General features: G+C 70.2%; 12 protein-coding genes. 10 read left to right on the plus strand and 2 right to left on the minus strand.

Annotated elements, in window-relative coordinates; translation table 11 throughout:
• The first annotated feature begins 206 nt into the window (after positions 1 to 206).
• From SLV14N_RS23370 to SLV14N_RS23390, 4 genes are all read left to right on the plus strand, one after another.
• Positions 207 to 1,433 (plus strand): amidohydrolase family protein, encoded by a 1,227-nt coding sequence (locus SLV14N_RS23370; RefSeq protein WP_263270912.1) that lies wholly within the window; start codon positions 207 to 209, stop codon positions 1,431 to 1,433.
• 101 nt (positions 1,434 to 1,534) lie between these two features.
• Positions 1,535 to 1,858, plus strand: coding sequence for a divalent-cation tolerance protein CutA (cutA, locus tag SLV14N_RS23375; RefSeq protein ID WP_263270913.1), 324 nt, complete (start codon positions 1,535 to 1,537; stop codon positions 1,856 to 1,858).
• 236 nt (positions 1,859 to 2,094) lie between these two features.
• Positions 2,095 to 3,345, plus strand: coding sequence for a helix-turn-helix domain-containing protein (locus SLV14N_RS23380; protein ID WP_263270914.1), 1,251 nt, complete (start codon positions 2,095 to 2,097; stop codon positions 3,343 to 3,345).
• 437 nt (positions 3,346 to 3,782) lie between these two features.
• Positions 3,783 to 4,115, plus strand: a complete 333-nt coding sequence (locus tag SLV14N_RS23390) for a hypothetical protein (protein WP_263270916.1) — start codon at positions 3,783 to 3,785, stop codon at positions 4,113 to 4,115.
• A gap of 41 nt (positions 4,116 to 4,156) precedes the next feature.
• Here SLV14N_RS23390 and SLV14N_RS23395 read toward each other — a convergent pair whose 3' ends face one another.
• Positions 4,157 to 6,967 carry a toll/interleukin-1 receptor domain-containing protein gene (locus SLV14N_RS23395; RefSeq protein ID WP_263270917.1) on the minus strand — a complete coding sequence of 937 codons (2,811 nt, stop codon included), beginning with the start codon at positions 6,965 to 6,967 and terminating at the stop codon, positions 4,157 to 4,159.
• 328 nt (positions 6,968 to 7,295) lie between these two features.
• Between SLV14N_RS23395 and SLV14N_RS23400 the strand changes: the two genes are divergently transcribed.
• The 6 genes from SLV14N_RS23400 to SLV14N_RS23425 all read left to right on the plus strand — a co-directional run bounded on the left by SLV14N_RS23400 (position 7,296) and on the right by SLV14N_RS23425 (position 14,617).
• A complete protein-coding gene (locus SLV14N_RS23400; protein WP_263270918.1) occupies positions 7,296 to 8,075 on the plus strand; it encodes a DUF4231 domain-containing protein in 780 nt (259 codons plus the stop codon).
• 158 nt (positions 8,076 to 8,233) lie between these two features.
• A complete protein-coding gene (locus SLV14N_RS23405; protein ID WP_263273246.1) occupies positions 8,234 to 9,145 on the plus strand; it encodes an LLM class F420-dependent oxidoreductase in 912 nt (303 codons plus the stop codon).
• Positions 9,146 to 9,194: 49 nt separating this feature from the next.
• Positions 9,195 to 9,980: an SDR family NAD(P)-dependent oxidoreductase gene (locus tag SLV14N_RS23410; protein ID WP_263270919.1), complete on the plus strand. Its 786-nt coding sequence runs from the start codon at positions 9,195 to 9,197 to the stop codon at positions 9,978 to 9,980.
• A 114-nt stretch (positions 9,981 to 10,094) separates the two neighbouring features.
• On the plus strand, positions 10,095 to 11,219 hold the full coding sequence (locus SLV14N_RS23415; RefSeq protein WP_208683290.1) for an LLM class flavin-dependent oxidoreductase: 1,125 nt from the start codon (positions 10,095 to 10,097) through the stop codon (positions 11,217 to 11,219).
• Positions 11,220 to 11,247: 28 nt separating this feature from the next.
• On the plus strand, positions 11,248 to 12,987 hold the full coding sequence (locus tag SLV14N_RS23420; RefSeq protein WP_263270921.1) for an amidohydrolase family protein: 1,740 nt from the start codon (positions 11,248 to 11,250) through the stop codon (positions 12,985 to 12,987).
• Positions 12,988 to 13,156: 169 nt separating this feature from the next.
• The gene (locus SLV14N_RS23425; RefSeq protein ID WP_263270922.1) at positions 13,157 to 14,617 is read left to right on the plus strand and encodes an aldehyde dehydrogenase family protein; all 1,461 of its coding nucleotides are present in this window, start codon (positions 13,157 to 13,159) and stop codon (positions 14,615 to 14,617) included.
• A 114-nt stretch (positions 14,618 to 14,731) separates the two neighbouring features.
• On the opposite strand, the gene SLV14N_RS23430 is transcribed toward SLV14N_RS23425, so the two are convergent.
• Complete coding sequence (locus tag SLV14N_RS23430; protein WP_263270924.1) at positions 14,732 to 16,252, minus strand: CehA/McbA family metallohydrolase; 1,521 nt, start codon at positions 16,250 to 16,252, stop codon at positions 14,732 to 14,734.
• Between the last annotated feature and the right edge of the window lie 12 nt (positions 16,253 to 16,264).

The following is a 16,264-nucleotide window of genomic DNA, read 5'->3' on the forward strand; positions in this document are numbered from 1 at the left end:
CTGTGTGCAACGGCCAGTCTGCCTTGTCGTGGCTGCTTACGTCAGTAGGGGTCCGGACCGTGCACAAAGCCTCCTCGGGTGATCGGTGCCGGGGATGGAGTGGCGCGCACAGGGGGCGCGGAGGTGAATCTTCCGTGCGCCCCCTGGTCTCAGGACCCCGTTCCGCATAGCTGACGCATCGTCAGATCGGCGCTACCGTATCCGCCATGGAGACCTTCCCCAAGATCATCTCGGTGGACGACCACACGGTGGAGCCCCCCAACGTCTGGCGGGACCGGCTCCCGTCGAAGTACCGCGACGTCGGCCCGCGCATCGTCCGGGCGCCCGTGAAGGAGCTGACGTTCGTGGGCGGAAAGTTCGCCCCAAAGATGGGTGACGTGGGTGACGGCGGGCCCATAGCCGACTGGTGGGTCTATGAGGACCTGCATCGTCCGCTGACCCGTCTCGACACGGCCGTCGGTTACGCGCGCGACGACATCAAGCTCGAGGGCATCACCTACGAGCAGATGCGTCCGGGCTCCTTCAGCGTCCCCGACCGTCTGGCCGACATGGACGTCAACCACGTCCAGTCCGCCCTCTGTTTCCCCACCTTCCCCCGTTTTTGCGGCCAGACGTTCACCGAGGCCAAGGACCGTGAGCTGGGCCTGCTGGGGGTGCGCGCCTACAACGACTGGATGGTGGAGGAGTGGTGCGGCCCGCAGGCGCAGGGCCGGCTGATCCCGCTCACCCTCGTGCCCCTGTGGGACGCCGAGCTGGCCGCCGCGGAGGTACGGCGCAACGCGGCCCGCGGCGTCCGCGCCGTCTGCTTCAGCGAGATCCCGCCCCATCTGGGCCTGCCCAGCATCCACACCGACTACTGGGATCCCTTCCTGCGCGCCTGCGACGAGACCGGCACGGTCGTCGCCATGCATATCGGCTCGTCCAGCAAGATGCCCTCGACCTCCGCCGACGCCCCGGCCGCCGTCGGCTCGACGATCACCTTCGCCAACTGCTGCTTCTCGATGGTCGACTGGCTGATGAGCGGCAAGTTCGACCGCTTCCCGAACCTGAAGATCATGTACGCCGAGGGCCAGATTGGCTGGATCCCGTACGTCCTGGAGCGCGCTGACGTGGTCTGGGAGGAGAACCGCGGCTGGGGCGGCGTCGCCGACAAGGTCCTCCGCCCGCCGTCCGAACTCTTCACCGAGCATGTCTACGGCTGCTTCTTCGACGACGCCTTCGGCCTGAAGAACCTGGACGCGATAGGTGTGGGCAATGTGCTGTACGAGACGGACTATCCGCACTCGGACTCCACCTGGCCGAAGTCGAGGGAGGTCGGGGAGTCCCAGATGGGGCACCTGGAGGCGGATGTGGTGGAACGGATTGTGCGGGGGAATGCGATTGAGCTGCTGGGGTTGACGGGGGAGGGGCTTTGGGCGGGGGAGGGGGGCTGAGGCGGGGGACTCCGGCCGGGAGCTGAGGGGGAAGGGGTGCGCGCAGTCCTCAGTCCTCCACGCCGGCCCCTCCTTTGCCGAGTCGGGGATATGGCCGCCGCATGACTGAGTTTCTTCAGGTGTCCACCGCGACGGAGAACCGCGAGGCGGCTGTGAAGCTGGCGCAGTCGGTCGTCTCCGCGCGGCTCGCCGCAGGGGCGCAGATCGTCGGGCCGGTCGTCTCCGTGTTCTGGCATCAGGGCGAGTTCGGCACGGGCGAGGAGTGGCAGCTTCTCCTCAAGGTCCGTGCCGACCGATACGAGGAAATCGAGGCGCATCTGCTGGAGCGCCACCCGTGGCAGAGCCCGGAGGTGTCTGCTGTGCGGATCGTTGCCGGGTCCGACGCGTATCTGCGGTGGGTGGAGATGACAACGGCGCCGGTTTGATCTCAGGCTTGGGCCCGTTCCAGGACGTCGGCAACTGCCGGGAGGTCGCGGTGATTGCCGAGTCGTCGCAGGGTTGGTGCGAGGCGTTGGCGGGGGCGGACGGACGCCATCCGTCCGGATGGCCCGGTACGCGATCCGCCCCGGCCCGCCGCAGCAGCGGTTTCCACAAGGGATCAACAAGGAGGGCCCAGCCCCGTACTCTGGCAGTGACGAGCTGCACAGAGAGGGGCAAGGCTGTGTCTTCAGATGCCACGCCGGACCCGTTCGCCGAGCCGGTTGCCTTTGGTCAGCGCATGCAGATCCTGCGGACCCGTAGAGGGATGAGCCGCAACGTCCTGGCCGGGCTGCTGGGGAAGTCGCCGAGCTGGGTCAAGCAGATCGAGGGCGGGCGCCTGCAGATGCCCAAGCTGCCGACCGTCTTGCGTATTGCGGAGGCCCTCAGGGTCAGGGATCTCTCCGACCTCACGGGTGATCAGTCGATGGCGATCGCCATGTTCACCGGGCCTGGGCACGTCCGACTGCCCGCAGTGAGGGCGGCCCTCAACACGTTCCCCTTGACGACGCGACGGGAAGCTCCACCGCCGGCGCACCTTCGGGAGCGCCTTGTCCGCGCGTGGGGTGCCCGGCATTCCGCCCCGAACCATCGCGACGTCATCGGGGCTCTCCTGCCCGAGCTCATCCGGGACACGCAGTTGGCGGTAATGCAAGCCGATTCGGCGAGCGAGCGGCGAGCGGCGCAAAGACTGTTGTCCGAGGCGTACAGCCTGAGCCAGTTCTTTCTCGCGTACCAGCCGGATGCGTCCCTGCTGTGGCGGGTCGTGGAGCGCGGAATGATGTCCGCACAGGAATCCGAAGACCCTCACGCCATCGGTATCTCGGCGTGGCTGGCGACTCAGGCGCACCGTGACAGTGGGCACGCACATTTCGACGCTGCCGACGCGGTGAATCTGGAAACGCTCCGCTACCTGGAAGCGTTCCTGCCGGATGCGCCCGACGATGTGCTCGCCATTGCCGGAGCGCTGCAATTCGAGGCGGGATATACCGCAGCTCGTCGGGGGGACACCGGAACTGCCTGGCGATATTGGGATTCGGCGCGTGCCATGGCGGAGCGGCTGCCCGCTGACTACTACCACCCCGTGACCTCATTCTCCCGAGCTGTCATGGGAGCCCATGCCGTCACCGTCGCAGTCGAGTTGCACGCGGGGGCGGAGAGCGTGCGACAGGCGGCTGCCGCGGATTCCACGACGATTCCCTCCCGCCCCCGGCGTGCGCGACACCGGATCGAGGAAGCGCGCGGATATCAACTCGATGGTCAGGCGGAGGCCGCCTTGGCAGCCCTCGGCAAGGCCCACGAGGCGGCACCGGAAACCGTCCGGTACAACGGCTATGCGCGGCGCATCGTCCTCGAAGAGGCGGAGTCCAAGAACCCGGCCCAGCGGCGCCGGGCGAGCGAACTTGCCGTCAAGCTCGGCGTATTGGCGGCCTGAACGAGGGGGCACAAAGTGTGACCCCTCTCCCTCCTCAGGGCCCCTACGGTCAGTCGTCGTACGACTACCGAATGCCCCCGCGACCGCGGCAAAGGCGGCCCGGAGGCATGGCCAACCTGAGGAAAGCAGGTCGACATGCCGCGCTGTATCGCCCGTATCTTCGAGCCGCTCTTGCGGTTATTGCTGCCGTCGCTGGGCCGCCATCGGGCGGTCGGCGTCTACCCCGCCGCACCCCGCGCGGCCGCACCGGCGGGGTGTCTGACGCGCGTGCCGGTAAGGCCGGGTGAGGACACGGTCATGGTCCGCCCGTACGTCGTCGCGCACGAGCGGCGACAGCGGGCACAACGCCCAGGTTCCCGCCGTCGCACCCTCTGGTTGGCCGTGGACGGCGTGGTTCTCGGACCGCGCCCGGAGCACGGGGTCGAGGTGGCCGCGCCATGAACGAGCCACAGACAACGTTCCGGCTGCTGCCGTGGTCGACCCCGGAGGGCAAGCCGTGCTTCCTCGCGGGTGACGGCACGGGCTACGTATCCCGGGTCGCGGACGATATCGAGAGCCTGCAGCTCGGCATGGCGGATGAACTGCTCGGCCATGCCGACCACATGCTGAGCGACTCCAGGGCAACGGCGAGGGAGCTCCGCTACCTTGCCACCGGGTTGACCGCGGCGCTGCGGGACATGCGCCGGGTCGCGGAAAGCCGGGGTGCACGTCCGCCCGCGGCAGGTCGCGGCCCCGAGGGGCAAGGTGGCGGCGCGCCCGCGGGCGAGTAGACGCCGGGCCTATTCGGTGCCGCGCCGGTTCTGCCGTGCCGTCACTCGCAGGTAGGCCGGGACGGCGGGGTGGTCCCCACATAGCGGCGCCATTCGGCGTCGGTCAGATTGCGGTCGGCGATCCGGCATAGGCCCTCGATCCAGGAGCTCACCGAGAAGTCCCAGGAGAGGACCTCGCCGCCTTCGGTGGCTGTCCACAGGGTGCCTGCGCGGTCCATCACGAAGCCGGTGTGCTCCCCGATGCCGCCGAACCCGGACATCGTGTGGGGCGGGATGGGGATGTCGGGGCCGCCCAGCCGGTCCCCGGTGTCCGCGTCCCACCTGGTCAAGGCGCCGCTGTCGGCCAGGGTGAGGACCGTACGGCCGTCCGCGCTCGCGGTCACCCGGGCCCCGTTCGGTTCGTCGCTCTGCCAGCGGAACCGCTGTTCGTCCAGGTCCCAGCGGGCGAAGGTTCCTCTGCTGCCGTCGAGGAACAGTGCGTGTCCCCCGCCGGCCAGCGCGAGAGCATTCACCTTCTCGCCGTCCAGGCGAACCGACTGCATTTTCCGGCCGGAGCCGACGTCGTAGAGGTCGACGGCGCCCTTGGTGTTCTCCACCGCGGCCGTCCGGCCGTTGTCGCTCAATGAGGAGAGCAGCCCGCGCTGAGGGTCGCCGGTACCGGGTGGTACCGCGATCCGGGTGCGCTGCGCCGACGGGTCGGCGACATGGACGGCCCCGTCGTCCGTGGTGATGACCAGGGTGCCGTCCGCGCGCGGGGCGATCATGACGGGGTCCCGGTAGTCGTCCTGCCGTCCGGAGAAGGTCACCGTGTGCCGTTTCACCAAGCGGGTGTCCTGGATCTGCCATGACTGCACCTCGCCGCCCTGGCCGGCGTACAGGGTCCGGCCGTCGGGGCTGAAGGCAAGCGCGTCGTAGAGGAGGGCGTCCCCGCCCACGAGCAGGCCGCGGCGCTTCGGGCTCCAGACGTGCAGCCTGGTTTCCTTGCCGAAGGGGTCGTCCTGCATGAGGTTGCTCCAGGCGACCTGGCCGTCCGGCCCGGCGGCCAGCGCCGGGCTGTGGATCATGGTCTGGTCGTCCGAGAGGGGCAGGCCGTGCGGATGAGCCGTCCGGGAAGACTGCTGGAAGTTCCACAGCGCGACCGTCCTGCCGTGTGCGGATGCGAGCCTGTCGCCCGTGTCCGAGAACTGCAGCAGCGAGGGGCGGCCGACACCGGTGAGCTTGCGGAGCTGGCCGGACTGCCCTTTGGTCTGCGCGTCGGCCACCGTGATGCCGGATGCCGTGCCCACGGCCATCCGGCCGTTGTCGGACAGCGCCAGCAGCCTGGCTTCCTCGTTGGGGAGCGCGGGGAAGTCCGGGCAGGTGCCGGCGAGGGACTCATGGCCCTTGAGCTTCGGTAGTCCAGTGCTGATCAACTGCCCGAATTTGAGGTAGCCGAAGCAGCGGCCACCGTTGGAGACGGCCGCCACGTACTGGCCCGCGGGCACCGAGAGCTGATTGCTTTCCAGGACCGTGCGCAGCTCGGGCACCGTGTACAGGGCGCCGCCACCCACCCCGTCGCGCACCAGAAGGTGGGAATCGACGTTCTGGAAGACGGTCACCTTGCCGGAGTGCCCGCGGCGCTTCGAACGGACCTTCTTGCCGCTCTCCTCGTACAGTGCCACCGTGCCGTCGTCGTCCACGACGGCCAGTTGTCCCGCCAGGCCGAATCCCAGCGAGGAAACGCTTTTCGGCCGGGGAGCGAGCCGCCGCAGTGTCTTGCGCGTCAGGTCATAGACCCCCACATTGCCCTTGCCGTCCCCGGCGGCCAGCCGCTTCCCGTCCTGGCTGAAGCCCACTGCCGTGATACGGCCCGGCAGCGAGGTCCGGGCGCGCAGGGCGCGGCCGTCGGCGCGCCATACCGCCACCGCACCGCCCTCGTCCCCGACGGCGACCGCCTTGTCGTCCGTGCTGAAGGCGAGCGCGCTGATGTCCTTCGCGCTCGACACCATGCTCACCAGGTGAGGGCTGTCCGTGGAGAGCCGGTTCAGCGTGGCGATGGCCTCGGGCGACTCCTGCATGCGGTACGCCTCGATCGCCAGCAGCGACGCCAGCCGCAGATTTCCGTCCTTGAGGTTCAGGGCGGTCGCGGCCAGCTGCCGGGAGGTCGCCAGCCGGGCCTGCCGCTGGGCCTCGTCCCGCTGCTGGACGGCGTTCACCCATCCCAGGCCCGCCGTAACGGCGAGAGCGGTGATGACGGCGAGCGCACCGCGTACGAGCCGCTTCGTCCTGCGCTGCCGGGTGACGTCCGCACCGATCAGATCCTCTTTGGGGCGCCCGTGCAGCGGGGCCGCCAGGTCGGCCACGCATTGCTGGAAGCGCGAGTCCCGCAGCGAGCCGGGATCCTCTTCCGACATCCAGCGCAGATCGACCCACCGCGGCTCGTCGCTGAACATCCCCGCCATGGTGCGTGGCAGGCAGGTGGTGTGCTCCCAGTCGAAGTCCCCCGCCCCGTGGTCCCACTTCAGCTCGCCACCGGTGACGACAATCAGCATCCGCCGCGCCCCGAGGCCGGCGCGCCACCAGTTGATCTCCTTCTGCACCCAGTCCGAGCCGGCGGACCTCGGGCAGGCGAGCAGGAGGAAGGCGCCGGAATCCGCGAGATGACGCTCGATTTCGGGCCACAGCCCAGGGTTCGCCGACAGCGAGGCATTGTCGAGGAAGATGCGCAGCGCGCGTAACTGCCGCCAGCTGCTGCGCGCGAAATTCTGCAGCCCTCGCCGAAGATGATCGGCCTTGGCGCTGTCGGCCGCATGGCTGTAGGAAAGGAAGGCATCATATCGGTGGGTGTGCTGCGAGACGTTCTGACCAGCCATTCCGGTTCCCCCGTCGTCAGGTCGGGTGCGGGCCACCGCGCGTCCCCGTCGCCGCATCATCCACATCGCCGGGGAGGGTGGCAACGGCGCCTTGCAGCCGTGAAGTTGGTGTCACCGCACCCGTCTCGTCCTCGTCCCGGTCCCCTTCCCTGAATGCCAGGATGGCCCCGTCGATCGGCTCTACACTTCTTTCGTATTTCGGACTCATGTTGCGGGATGCGAGGGGGCGGGCTGCGGTGAGCGAGGGGCAGATACTCGGCGAAGCGGATTTTCCGGCGGTGTTCCGGTCGGCGGACGCCGCTTCTCTTTCGGGGCAGCGCCGCCATATGTGGGGCACAAATGGCGTCTGGTGCTGGCGATCCTGGCCGCCGTCTGCGCGGTGTCGGGCAAGGACGCCGCGGTGGCGGTGGTGCTCCTGGCCTTCTTGGCGACCGTCTACTTAGAGGTGTGGATGCTCGCGGAGCGGCCGGAGCGCGCTTGGTACGACGGACGTGCCCTGGCGGAGTCGGCGAAGACGCTGTCCTGGCGGTACGCGGTGGCGGGCGAGCCGTTCCCGGCCGCGCTGCCCGCGGACACCGCGGAACGCAGGTTCCACGAGCGGCTGGAGGTCCTGCTCAGGGAGGCGCCGGCCGATAGCATCGTCCCGGTCGGCTCGATGGCCGCCACCCCGGCCATGGGCGAGTTGCGCCGCAGCCCGTTCGCGGTCCGTAAGCAGGCGTACCTCACCGGGCGCATCGCGGACCAGCAGCAGTGGTACGGGACCAAGGCGGCCATGAACGTTGCGCTGGCCCGTCGCTGGCGGATCGGCCTCATCGTGGTGGAAGGGCTGGGTGTGCTCGCCGCCGTGCTGCGCCTGCTGGAGGTCATCGACTTCGATCTGCCCGGTGTGCTGGCGGCGGTGCTGGGTGCCGGAGCCGCCTGGTTCGCGGTGCGGCAGTACGAGTCGCTCGGCCGCGCCTACACCTTCGCGGCGACCGAGCTGAGCATCGTGCACCAGCGGCTGTCCGCGACCCATGAGGAGTCGGACTGGACGCAGGAGGTGGCCGACGCCGAGGAGGCGATCAGCCGCGAACACACGATGTGGCGGGCCTCCCGGGGCGCCGCGTAGCCGATTGCGCCCCGACGCCGCCCTTGTCTGATGAGGCGCCAGGCGCCACGATGTCTCGCGCCGATACATATGACGGTTCGTCAGATGGCGGGAGGGTGCCGGTGGACGGCGTGCGTGATGGGGTGTGGCGGCCGGAGGGCGGGCGGCTGGTGTGCGGGATGCAGTTGCCGGTGCAGTCGCAGAGCACGCTCTTTGCGGAGAGCTGGGAGGCGGCTGCCGGGCCCGTTGATCTGGTCGAGATCGCGCGGGTGGCGGACCGGTGCGGGTTCGCGTACGTGGCCTGTTGTGAGCACCTGGCGATTCCGCGCCGGCTGGCGGAGGCGATGAGCACCGTCTGGTACGACCCGGTGGCGACGCTCGCGCATCTGGCGGCGGTCACGGAACGGGTCCGGCTGCTCAGCCATGTCGCGGTGGTCGGGCTCCGGCATCCGCTGATCACGGCCAAGCAGTACGCGACGCTGGACCGGCTCTCCGGCGGGCGGCTGATCCTCGGGGTGGGTGCCGGGCACGTACCGGAGGAGTTCGAGGCGCTCGGGGTGGACTTCGGGCGGCGTGGGGCGGTGCTGGACGAGACCGTCGAGGCACTGAAGGCGGCGCTGGGGCCGGACGAGTTCCCGAAGTTCGCGGGGAAGTGGTTCGCGTTCGAGGGGCTGGGCCAGGCGCCGCGGCCCGTGCAGACGCCGCGGCCGCCGATCTGGGTGGGCGGCTCCTCGCCCGCCGCCGTACGGCGGGCCGCGGAGCGTGGCGACGGCTGGCTCCCGCAGGGGGACCGGCGCGAACAGCTGCCCGGACAGATCGCAAGGCTGCGGCGGCTGAGGGAGGCGGCCGGAATCGAGGAGCCGGTTGTGATCGGCACCATCGCCGAGCCGCTGTACGTCGGCGAGCCGGGGTGGGCGGTCGGCCGGCGGACGCTGTCCGGGGCGCCGGAGCGGATCGCCGACTCGCTGCGGGAGTACCGCGCGATGGGCGTACAGCAGATTCAGGTGCGGTTCCGCAGCCGGAGCCGCGAGGAACTGACGGATCAGATGGTGGCGTTCGGGGCGGAGGTCGCGCCGTTGCTCAACGACTGACGGCGCACGCTCCAGCGGTCACGTTCTCACCAGTGGAGGAGTGGCAGGCATGGGCAAGCTCGACGGGCGGGTTGTCATCGTCACCGGTGCGGCGCGGGGGCAGGGGGAGCAGGAGGCGCGGCTGTTCGTCGCGGAGGGCGCGCGGGTGGTGCTCGGGGATGTGCTGGACGGGCAGGGTGAGGCGCTCGCCAAGGAGCTGGGGGAGGGTGCCGCGCGGTACGTCCATCTGGATGTGACGCAGGAGGCGGACTGGCAGGCCGCGGCCGTCGCCGCCAAGGACGCCTTCGGGAAGATCGACGGCCTGGTCAACAACGCGGGGATCCTGCGCTTCAACGAGCTGGTGTCGACGCCGCTGGAGGAGTTCCAGCAGGTGGTGCAGGTCAATCAGGTCGGCTGCTTCCTGGGGATCCGTACGGTGGCGCCCGAGATCGAGGCGGCCGGTGGCGGCACGATCGTCAACACCGCCTCCTACACGGCGCTGACGGGGATGGCCTTCGTCGGTGCGTATGCCGCGACCAAGCATGCGGTCCTCGGGCTGACCCGGGTCGCCGCGGTGGAGCTGGCGGCCAGGAAGATCCGGGTCAATGCGGTGTGCCCGGGGGCGGTGGACACCCCGATGACCAACCCGGCCGCGCTCGACCCGGGCATCGATCCGGCGGAGTCGAAGCGGGCCGTGGACGAGCTCTACCAGAAGCTGGTGCCGCTGGGGCGGATCGGGCAGCCGGAGGAGGTCGCCAAGCTGGCGCTCTTCCTGTCGTGCGAGGACTCGTCGTACATCACGGGGCAGCCGTTCGTCGTCGACGGTGGGTGGCTGGCGGGGGTCAGCATCATCTGACAGCTCGTCATGTCCTGCGGTGGCGGCTATTGACGCTCTCCGTGTGCGGTGGAACAGTCGGCACACATCGAATCTGACGGTGCGTCAGATATGGCACAGGGACGGTGAACCTCCTTGGAATTCGGGCTCTTTGTACAGGGATATGTGGGCAAGCGGGCCGAGACCGACCCGCTCGCGGAGCACAAGGCGCTGATGGAGGAGACCGAGTACGTCATCCAGGCGGACAAGTCCGGCTTCAAGTACGCCTGGGCGTCCGAGCACCACTTCCTGGAGGAGTACTCGCACCTCTCCGCCAATGACGTCTTCCTCGGCTATCTGGCCCATGCGACCGAGCGGATCCATCTGGGATCCGGGATCTTCAACCCGCTCGCCCAGGTCAACCACCCGGTGAAGGTCGCCGAGAAGGTCGCCATGCTCGACCATCTCAGCGAGGGGCGCTTCGAATTCGGCAGCGGGCGGGGCGCCGGCAGCCACGAGATCCTGGGGTTCCTGCCGGGCATCACCGATATGAACCACACCAAGGAGATCTGGGAAGAGACCATCGCCGAGTTCCCGAAGATGTGGCTCCAGGAGGAGTACGCCGGGTTCCAGGGCAAACACTGGCAGCTGCCGCCGCGCAAGATCTTCCCCAAGCCGTACGGGGCCTCGCACCCGGCGATGTGGTACGCGGCCGGCTCGCCGACCTCGTACGCCATGGCGGCGAAGAAGGGCCTGGGGGTCCTCGGCTTCAGCGTGCAGAAGGTCTCCGACATGGAGTGGGTGCTGGAGCAGTACAAGACGGCGATCCGGGATGCCGAGCCGATCGGTGACTTCGTCAACGACAACGTGATGGTGACCTCGACGGCGATCTGTGCCGAGACGCACGACAAGGCCGTGGAGATCGCGGTCAACGGCGGACTCAACTACCTTCAGTCGCTGGTCTTCCGCTACCACGACACCTTCCCCCGGCCCGAGGGCATCCCCGAGTGGCCCGAGCTGCTGCCCGACTACACCACCGAGATCATCGAGCTGCTGATCGCCGAGGAGCTGATGATCTGCGGTGACCCGGACGAGGTGCTCGGGCAGTGCAAGCGCTGGGAGCAGGCCGGCGCCGACCAGCTGAGCTTCGGGCTGCCGATCGGGATCTCGTACGAGGACACGATGAACACGGTCAAGCTCATCGGCGAGCACGTGATCCCGAAGATCGACACGGATCCGGTGCACCGCACGACCCGGTTCCGGCCGGCCGCGGGCAGCTGAATTCCGCCGAGGGGAAGGGGCGCACACCGTGCTCGACCATCTGATCAAGGGCGCGACCGTTGTGGACGGGACGGGCACGCCCTCGTACACCGCCGATGTCGGCATCCGTGACGGCCGTATCGCCGTCGTCGCGCCGCCCGGCACCGTCACCGAGGAGGCGAGGAGCAGTGAGGACGCCACCGGGCTCGTCCTCGCCCCCGGCTTCGTCGACCCGCACACCCACTACGACGCGCAGCTCTTCTGGGACCCGTACGCGACGCCCTCGCTCAACCACGGGGTGACGACCGTGGCGGGCGGCAACTGCGGTTTCACGCTCGCCCCGCTGAACCCGGAGCGGCCCGCCGACGCCGACTACACCCGCCGGATGATGTCCAAGGTCGAGGGCATGTCCCTGGTGGCGCTCGAAGAGGGCGCGCCCTGGTCGTGGAGCTCGTTCGGCGAATACCTGGACGCCCTGGAGGGGCGGATCGCCGTCAACGCGGGCTTCATGGTGGGACATTGCGCACTGCGCCGCTATGTCATGGGGGAGGACGCCGTCGGCGGGCAGCCGACGCCCGCCCAGCTGGAGCGGATGCTCGCGCTCTTCCACGAGGCGATGGCGGCCGGCGCGTGGGGCTTCTCCACCACCCAGTCCGCCACCCACTCCGACGGGGACGGGCAGCCGGTCGCCTCCCGGCACGCCGCGCCGGCCGAGCTGCTCGCGCTGTCGCGGGCCGTCGGTGAGCACGAGGGCACCCAGATCGAGGCGATCGTGGCCGGCTGCCTCGACCAGTTCAGCGATGCCGAGATCGAGCTGCTCACCGGGATGAGCGCGGCGGCCGGGCGCCCCCTGAACTGGAATGTGCTGACCATCGACGCGGCCGTGCCCGAGCGGGTGCCGCGGCAGCTGGTCGCGAGCGCACGGGCCCGGGAGGCGGGCGGCCGGATCGTGGCCCTGACGATGCCGATCCTCACCCCCATGAACATGTCCCTGGGGACCTTCTGCGCCCTGAACCTGATCCCCGGATGGGGCGACATCCTGGGCCTGCCGGTCCCCGAACGGATCGAGAAGCTCCGCGACCCCGGGGTCCGGGCCGAGATGCTGCGGCGCGCGGACAGCAAGGAGGCGGGCGTCTTCCGGCGGCTCACCCACTTCGGCCGGTATGTCATCGGGGACACCTACTCCCCGGCGAACGAGGGCCTGACCGGGCGCGTCGTACAGGACATCGCGGCCGAGCGCGGCCAGGAGCCCTTCGCGTGCCTGGTGGAGATCTGCGCCAACGACCAGCTGCGGACGGTCCTGTGGCCGATGCCCACCGACAACGACCCGGACTCCTGGGCCCTGCGCGCCGAGACCTGGCGGCACGAGGACGTGCTGCTCGGCGGATCGGACGCGGGCGCGCATCTGGACCGGATGTGCGGCGCCCCGTACACGACGCGCTTCCTCGGTGACTGTCTGCGCGGCCGCAAGCTGATGGGTCTCGAACAGGCCGTGAAGATGCTCACCGACGACCCCGCACAGCTCTTCGGCCTGCGGGAGCGGGGACGTATCGAGGAGGGCCGGCACGCCGATCTCGTCCTCTTCGACCCGGAGCGGATCGACGCGGGCAAGGCCACGCTCGTGCACGATCTGCCCGGCGACAGCCCGCGCCTGGATTCCAAGGCGATCGGCATCAACGCGGTGTGGGTCAACGGTGTCGAGACGATCCGCGAGGACGTGGTGACCGGCGCGGTCCCGGGGACGGTGCTGCGGTCGGGGCGGGACACGAGGACGGTGAGCACGAAGTGACGGGTGTGGGGTTGGGGACGCGGGGGACGGGCGAGGCGACGGTTGTCGTGGGGTGGGGTGCGGGCGAGGTAGCGGTCGTGGGCGAGCGGCAGCCTGTGGTGCGGGGCGTGGCGCGGAGCCTGGGTGGCTTGCGGTGCGGCGCGCCGGGCACGGTGGCGGTGAGCGCCAAGTGACGTCCCCGCAACGGCTGTTCGTCGACGGGGCGTGGGTCGAGCCCGACGGCGGCCACTACGAGGTCATCGACCCGGCGACGGAGACGGTCGTCGGGCTCGCGCCCGAGGCGAGCCGGGAGCAGGTGTACGAGGCGGCGTCCGCGGCGGGCGAGGCCTTCCACACCTGGTCCCGTACGGCGCCGCAGCGGCGTGCCGAGATCCTCGACCGGGCCGCCGAGGTGCTGCAACGCGACTTCGCGGCGCACGCCGAGCTGGCGCAGGCGGAGAGCGGTGCGACGACCGGCACGGCGCGCGGCATGCAGGTGGCGGTGGCGGTGGCGCGCTTCCGGCGGTATGCGAAGGGGGCGCTGGAGCCCGTGGAGCAGGGGCTTCCGCCGCAGATCAACGAGGCCGGGCCGATGGGGAAGGCGGGTGTGCTCGGTGCCCTGGCGGTACGGCAGCCGGTCGGCGTCGTCACCTGCATCACCTCCTACAACAACCCGTGGGCCAACCCGGCGGGCAAGGTCGCCCCGGCCCTGGCGATGGGCAACACCGTCGTGGTGAAGCCCGCCCCACAGGACCCGCTCTCGGTGTACCGGATGGCGGCGGCGCTCGCGGAGGCGGGGGCGCCGCCGGGGGTCGTGAACGTCGTCAGCGGCGCCTCCCCGGCGGTCGGCGAGGCGGCCGTGGACGCGCCGGATGTGGACATGGTGAGCTTCACGGGCTCGACGGCCGTCGGGCAGCGCATCGCCGAGGTGTGCGGTCGCGGTATGAAACGCCAGCTCATGGAACTGGGCGGCAAGGGTGCCGCGGTGGTCTTCGACGATGCGGACCTGGACTCGGCGGTGACCGGCATCGGCACGACGTACTCCTTCTACAGCGGGCAGATCTGCACCGCGCCGACGCGCGTGATCGCGCAGCGCGGGGTGTACGACGCGCTGGTGGAGCGGCTGACGCGGTACCTCGGGCGGCTGACGGTCGGCGATCCCCGTGCGCCGGGGACGGTGGTCGGGCCGGTGATCTCGGCGGCGCACCGCGACCGGATCGAGTCGTATGTGGAGCTGGGCAGGAAGGAAGGCGCCCGGGTCGTGGCGGGCGGCGAACGGCCGTCCGCGCCGGAGCGAGGCTTCTATGTCGCACCGACGCTGCTGGCCGACTGCACCCGGGACATGCGGGTCGTACGGGAGGAGATCTTCGGCCCGGTGGTCGTCGTCCTGCCCTTCGACGAGGAGGACGAGGCGGTGGCCCTCGCCAACGACAGCGACTACGGGCTCATCGACTACGTGTGGTCCGGCGATGTAGCCCGCGCCTTCCGGGTGGCGCGGCAGCTGCGCGCCGGCGGGGTCGGCGTGAACACCCTCGGACGGAACATGGAAGCGCCGTTCGGCGGCTTCAAGAAGAGCGGGGTGGGGCGCGACGTAGGCTCGTACGCGCTGCATGCGTACAGCGAGCTGCAGGCGATCGTGTGGCCGGGGTGAGCCGGTCAGCACCACCCGGCCCCACTCTGGCCAACCCAACTCGCGGCGGAGGCACGCCTGGCGCTGCTCGCCGCCCGCCGTCCGCCGCGCCCGGTCGGTCTCAGCCGGTCGGGCTCAGCCCCAGCGGCCGAGGAAGACCGGGTTGGTCATGGCCGCCATGGGGCCCGGCATGCCCGGTGTCGTCGAGGGGTGGCGGACTTCCGCGCGTATGTAGGCGGCGTAATCCGGGGTGGTCCGCCAGCTGACGGTGCCGTCGCCCGAGGGCGGCAGCGGGGTGGAGTACAGCCGCCCCTGGTCGGTGAGGAAGGAGACCGTGCAGCCGGGGGCGCCGGAGACCGTCAGCCGCGCGGTGACCTTCGTCGTACGGGAGACCGCCAGCCGCTCGGCGATTCCGGCGTGTTCGCCCCGCTCACCGGTGACGGAGAAGGACAGACCGACCTTCGACGACTCGGCGATCCAGACCCGGCCGGCCCGGATGCCGTCCTGCAGGGCCCGGCGCGAGAGATCGTCGGCGAGCACCACGGTCTGCGGCAGGCCGACGACATCGGGGTCGCGATGGGCGTCGCTGTGGCCGACGGCCGGCAGCCAGTCCGCCCGGCCCTGGGCGTGGGCGACCAGGGTGTTGTCCCACTCGGCGAGGGTGATCTCGTCATCGGGGGTGTACGGGCCGTTCCAGACCTCCACCGCATCGGCTTCGTTCAGCCCGAACTTCCAGTTGCAGCCGATACAGGTGGCGTGCGGATGGGCCGGGATGACCAAGCCTCCGGCCCGGCGGATGGCGCGCGCGAACTTCCCGAAGGCGTTGTCGCGGGCCCGGTAGCGCCAGTCGATGAAGACGCCGGGGTCGGTGCCCATGGCCACCACGTGCCCATTACGGGTGGTGACCTCCTCGCCGGTAAGAATCAGCAGGTCATCGCCCCACAGGCCGTCCCAGGCACCGTGCGCGGAGGTGGTGTTGTGCTCGGAGGTGTTGATGAAGTCCAGTCCGGCGGCGCGGGCCAGCGCGGCGATCTCGGCGGGGGTGCGCTTGCCGTCGGAGTGGACGGAGTGCAGATGGTTGTCGCCGCGGTACCAGGCACGGCCCCGGCCCCGGGCGCGCTCGGGCGGATGGACGGGCGCCGGGGTGTGGCCCCGGGGGCCGTACTTCAGGGTGATCGTGACGTCGTAGGACAGCCCTTGCGGGGCGACGGTGTACGGGCCGAGGGCGATATGCCAGGTGCCGGCGTTGACGGGGCCCGGGAGGTAGCCGGGGGTGGCCTCGTCGGCGCGCAGGAAGAACTCCGTCCGTGCGCCGCCCGACCAGCCGCGGAAGCCGGCGCCGCCGAGGTCCGTGCCCCGTTCGTCGAAGATGCCGATGTCGCAGGCGTTACCGGCCGTGCCCTCGGGGACGGTGGGTCTGTCGTAGCGGTAGGCCACCGCGATCTCACGCGCCCCGCGCGGCACTTCGACCGGCAGATACACGAAGTCGGGTGAGCCCGTGGGCAGATGGCCGGTGACCCGCCGGGTCTGCTCCCCCGCCCTGCCTCCGGGCCGGGCACCCGCGGGCGCTGCGTCGGCGAAGCTCACACGTCCGAGCGTAAGCGCGCCCGTCGCGCCCGCAACCGCCGAAAGTCTCAGAACATCGCGTCGTTCCATCCCCGCCCCCAC

It is taken from the genome of Streptomyces sp. Je 1-4 4N24, assembly GCF_026239515.1.
GTDB lineage: Bacteria > Actinomycetota > Actinomycetes > Streptomycetales > Streptomycetaceae > Streptomyces > Streptomyces nigrescens.